Below are 5,115 nucleotides of genomic sequence, written 5' to 3' on the forward strand. Positions count from 1 at the left end.
CCCAAAATCATAAGATAAGCCCGCCACCAAACCCACAAAAAAAAGCTCAGCGCCCGCTGAGCCTTTTCCTTCTTTTATCCAACAGATCCTCTGCGGCGCCTGAGCCGAAAAGGACGCCGATGACGATGAGCACAAAGCCGCCAAGATGGCCGGGTAAGATGGTTTCATTTAAAATGATGGCTGCCGCAACAAGGGAGAAAAGCGTGTTGAGGTTCATAAAAATCGCCGCTTTGGTCGGGCCGGCCTGGCCGATCGAATAATTATAGAGCATGTGGCCAACCGAAGTGCCGAGTACGGCTGAGAATACGAATGCATACCAGAAGACCGCTGGCACATCTGCAAATGCTGCCATGCCACCCGGTTCCTGGATCAGCGAGATGATGAACAGCACGACGGAGCCGATGATGAACATGTAGCCGGTCATCAGCCGCGGATCCAAGTTTTTCGCCGCATTGGCGATTACGATATAACTGAAGACCTGGGCCAGAATCGAGATGAACACAAGCAGATCACCGAGATTCATGCCGCTCGTCGGACCGCTTCCGACGCGCACGGTGATGATGACGCCGGCCAGTCCGATGACCACGCCGAGCCATTGCAGACGCGACGGAAAATTGCGCATGATGAGCGATACGAGCACAGCCGTCAGCATCGGCCCGGTACCGAGTATGAGTCCCGCGTTTGTGCCGGTCGTCATCGTCAGTGCGTTTGACAGGAAATAATGATGGGCCACGACATTCAGCAGGGCTCCGAGAAATATAAATTTCCAGTCGCCCCCCTTCGGCCAGCTGAGCAGCCGGAAATAAGCCAGGATGGCGAATACTGAAATTCCGGCCAGCCCAATACGGAATGCAGTCAAAGTGACCGGTTCGACAAATTCGACCATGTATTTAACAGTTGCGAGATTAAATCCCCAGATGAGCATGACGCCCGTCAGGATCAGGTAGATTTTCCATGGTTTCAAAGGAGTCATGCCTTCTTTCGGGTTTCAGAATAACTATCTATTCTACTCGGTGTTGGCCGTAAAGTAAATAATTATCCCGCATAATCGTAGGCTTTCCGTCCAATCAGCAAGCTGAAAGCGACGAACGCCGCAAGCGAAAGCAGCACCGGAAACGTAACGGTGTGGACGCCTAGCAGATTACCGTATTCCTGGTTATAAAAATGCAGCGCGATATAGGTGCCGATTCCGGTAATCATCGATGCGATGGCGCCGTATTTATTGCCCCATTTCCAGTAGAGCCCGAGCACCACCGGCCAGATGAACGCCGCTTCCAGACCTCCGAACGCGAATAAATTCAGGAATATCAATAAATCCGGAGGGTCCAGCGCCAGCAGGAACACGCCGGCACCAAGCGCTGCTGTAACGCCGAACGAGATGCGTTTGATGGTTTTTATTTCAGCCTCAGGTTTTATGTAATTCAAAAACACGTCGCGCACTATTGATGAACTGACGATCAGCAGCAGCGAATCGACCGTCGACATGATGGCGGCGAGCGGTGCCGCCAGCACAATTCCGGCGAGCCACGGCGGCAGCGTATCGAGTGCGATGAGCGGAATGACTTTGTCGCCGATATCGATGCCTGGGAGAATCGGACGCGCAAAGACACCGATGAGATGCATATTGAGCATGATGACGCCGGTGACAAGTGTGCCGATGATCAGTGCCCGGTGCATCGAGCGCGAATTTTTATAGGACATTGCACGCACCGCAATCTGCGGCAGACCCACGACTCCGACTCCGACCAGAATCCAGAACGACGACACGTAGGCGGCAGACAGATTATTGTCCGCTCCGTATGGCGTGACGAGTCCCGGGTTTTCATTGATCAAATCCTGCACGATGTTCGGAATCCCGCCGCCAGCGGCAATGACCGCGACGAGCAGGATTGCGGTGCCGATCAGCATGACCGCTCCCTGCACGGCGTCCGTCAGCGCAACTGCGCGGAAGCCGCCGATGGTGACGTAGACGAGGACGCTGACGGCGAACAGGAACAGCGCCGAATTATACGACAGCCCGGTGAGCGATTCGATGAGCCGCGCACCGCCGATCCACTGCGCCGCCATCGCGGAGAACAGGAAAATGATGATGCTGAATGCGGACAATAAAACAACGGCTTTGCTGTTGTCGTAGCGGGCTTTCAAGAAATCGATCATCGTCACTGCTTTGTAGCGGCGCGCCATGATGGCGAATTTCTTGCCGAGAATCATGAGGACAAAATAGCCGGTGACGACCTGCGTCATCGCGAGCAATACCCAGCCGAAGCCCATTGTGTAGGCTGTGCCGGGACCTCCGAGAAAAGAGGATGCGCTACCGTATGTCGCGACCATTGTCATTGCCAGCACAAAGCCGCCAAGTTCCCGGCCGCCGAGGAAATAATCACTGACAAAATTTGAAGATGTCGCGAGTTTTTTGCTCGACCAAAAGCCGATAAAGAAAATGAGAAGAAGGAAAACGATCATTGGAATCAATACAGCATAGTTCATCGTTTGTCCTCCTGTTCTTCGTCAAACGGCACTTCCACAAAGAAAAATTTCACGATGACGATGACGAGCACCGCAATCACGAGGAAGCCGACCACACAGCTGTAGAAAAACCATGCCGGCAAACCGAATACATATGTATATTCCTCAACCGGCCCCGAGCCCATGCCGTATGCAAAGCCGAACCACCAGATAAAGTTGAACAGTGCCAGTCCCACGCCAATCAGCGCTTCCCGGTGGGCAATCTTAAAACGCCAATCTGTTCCGTTCATGTTTTCCACTCCATTTCCGTGCGAGTCTTTTCATCCATCGTACCATTTTTTGCTAGAAAGATTAATAAGACTTTGTTTGATCGGGTGGCCGTCGCCGTCCCTGAGCAGTCCGCAGGAGCGGACTGCTTTCCCTTCAGATGCACTTTTCTTTTGGAGAAACACCCACAAAAAAACCCGCAAGCCTCCGCTCACGGGTCTCTCAAACTATCTCGCCAATAAGAATTCAACATATTTGCGCCAATTTGTATTTTTTGCATGTTCCATGTCGGGCTGGATACTCGGGAACGGCAGGAACGCCCGTGGCCCCTTCTCGAATCTGTCCCGGTCATGGTCAATGACTGTTGCGCCCGGCTGCACGCCGTCGCTCAATATGGCTTTTCCATCAAGGTCGAATGCAATGTTGACCGACACGGCTTCGGTGCGGCCCGCCTCGTTAAGGATGAATGTTTTGGCGGAGCCGTCGTAGCGGTCGTATAGCCAGGCTTCTTTTAATGCCACGGCGTCCGCCGCTTCATTGATGACAATCGACGTGTTCGCCGTTTTGCCGTAGGGAACGATATCTGCGATCGGTTCATCCGTCATGATGAGGACTTCGTAGATCGCGATCGGATTTTTCTGATCGACAGGATCCAGCGCGCGGTAGGCTTCAAGCCATTTGGATTCTTCCGCCGGCAGCTGGGATACCCTCAGGACTCTGGCGTTCATCCCCTGCGCAATTCCTTCAACATGGACGAATACGCGGTCTTCTGCGTTAACATCCATCCATTCCTCTTCGATGACATACGTGCGGAGCAATTTTTCATTCGAATAAATCTCGATGCTCATCGGCTGGGTATCCGTATCAATTTTACCGACGATGCCTTCGATCGGGCTGATCAGCGCAGGTGTGGCCGTGTTCTGGTCCAACTGGGCATTGACCACAGCCAATTGGGTTTCGATTGCGGCGATGCGCTGTTCGGCTTCAGCGATTCCAGCTGCATAAGTGCCGTCCTGCGGAACTTCGACATCCACCGTAACAGAAAGGTCCAGTTCAACCGTGTTGCCGTCTTCATTGGTCACGGTGTCCCGGTTGCTCGACGAACCTGCTGTTGGACTCGAACTGCTGGGGCGGGAACTTTTAAGTTCGCTCATGGCGCTCTGAACTTCACTCAGTTCAGCTTCCAGCGCCGATTGCTGGGCTTCCCAGATCGCGCGCTGCTCTTCACTTTCCGATTCATTCAGCAGCGCAAGTTCAGTGCCTGCTTCGACATAATCGCCTTCATTGATGATCCATTGTTCGATGGCTTCTGTATCCTGTATGAAAATTTCCGTTGCACCAAGAGGCGCTGTGACTGCTTCTTTCGGCAGCCTTTCCGTATACGTGTTCGTGTACGTGCGTTCGTATTCACTGATGTAGACTCTTTTATCAACGATGCTTTTATCGCTGAACAATAAAATCGCGTTTGCCGCAATAAAAGCGGTGATGGCAATAGACAGGCCGATCATAAAGAATTTATTCACCCGGAACCACTCCTTCCGTAAAGCCCTCGAGCATTTCCGCAAGCGGCACAAAGCTCAAAGCGCCGATTGCGACCGCAATGATGAAGTGAAGCATAATCAATCCGAATAAAAGAAGTTTCGGTGAATACTCCACATAATTGCGCAGGAAGCGGTATTGGATGGCGATGATCAGCGACGTGAAGACCGTCAACTGGTTAAACGTCAAAATGATGAAAGGATGGTCAAATACCATGGCTGCGAGCGGTCCGAATGAAAATACGGACAGGGATGTCGCGTAGCCAAGTACGGCAAAAAGGAAAAACAGCAAAGCTTTTTCAATGACGAGTACGGCTGTTACATAGGTCTGCATAACTAAAGCTGCGCGCCATGGGATTTCCAGCAGGCGGCTGAACAGGTATGCTGCTCCGTATGTATGGAATGCCAGGTAAATTCCGGCCCAGACCAATGTGCCGAAAAGTGAAATCCAGCGCGCCAGAGTATAGGTATCCATATCGCCAATAACGAGATACGGCGTCAGCGTCGCGGTGTTCATCCCCCAGATTTCGCGCAGGGCAAAAAGCAGGACGCCCAGTGCAAAGAGCCAGGCAAGCCGTTTATTGAAATAGCGCATTTCCGAGTTGTCCAGATTATGTATGAGCTGGCCCTGTCTGACGAAATAATGCCAGAACTTAAAATCAAATATCATATGGCTTATTCCCTTCCTGACGATTAAAAATCTGCTTATTTCATTCTTACCTTACTTTACCAAAAACCGGTGCATAATGAAACGAATAAAAAGGCACATTTTACAAATTTGATGTTTCTGTACTGTATTTGATAAGCAAATAATCTTTAATAACCGATATTCCGCAAAACAGCT

Annotated in this window: 5 protein-coding genes; all 5 read right to left on the reverse strand. The window is 51.5% G+C overall.

The window, feature by feature from the left end; genetic code table 11:
- Positions 1 to 46: 46 nt before the first annotated feature.
- Positions 47 to 964, reverse strand: a complete 918-nt coding sequence (locus KW93_RS03515) for a DMT family transporter (protein WP_152602414.1) — start codon at positions 962 to 964, stop codon at positions 47 to 49.
- A gap of 71 nt (positions 965 to 1,035) precedes the next feature.
- The gene (gene panF / locus KW93_RS03520; protein WP_033541588.1) at positions 1,036 to 2,487 is read right to left on the reverse strand and encodes a sodium/pantothenate symporter; all 1,452 of its coding nucleotides are present in this window, start codon (positions 2,485 to 2,487) and stop codon (positions 1,036 to 1,038) included.
- Entirely contained in the window at positions 2,484 to 2,756 is a 273-nt protein-coding gene (locus KW93_RS03525; RefSeq protein ID WP_033541589.1) for a YhdT family protein, read from the reverse strand. Before KW93_RS03525 ends, panF begins: the two co-directional genes overlap by 4 nt.
- A 204-nt stretch (positions 2,757 to 2,960) precedes the next feature.
- On the reverse strand, positions 2,961 to 4,256 hold the full coding sequence (locus KW93_RS03530) for a hypothetical protein (protein WP_033541590.1): 1,296 nt from the start codon (positions 4,254 to 4,256) through the stop codon (positions 2,961 to 2,963).
- Complete coding sequence (locus KW93_RS03535) at positions 4,249 to 4,941, reverse strand: hypothetical protein (RefSeq protein WP_033541591.1); 693 nt, start codon at positions 4,939 to 4,941, stop codon at positions 4,249 to 4,251. Before KW93_RS03535 ends, KW93_RS03530 begins: the two co-directional genes overlap by 8 nt.
- Positions 4,942 to 5,115 lie beyond the last annotated feature (174 nt).

This window comes from Planococcus sp. CAU13 (assembly GCF_000775575.1).
GTDB lineage: Bacteria > Bacillota > Bacilli > Bacillales_A > Planococcaceae > Planococcus.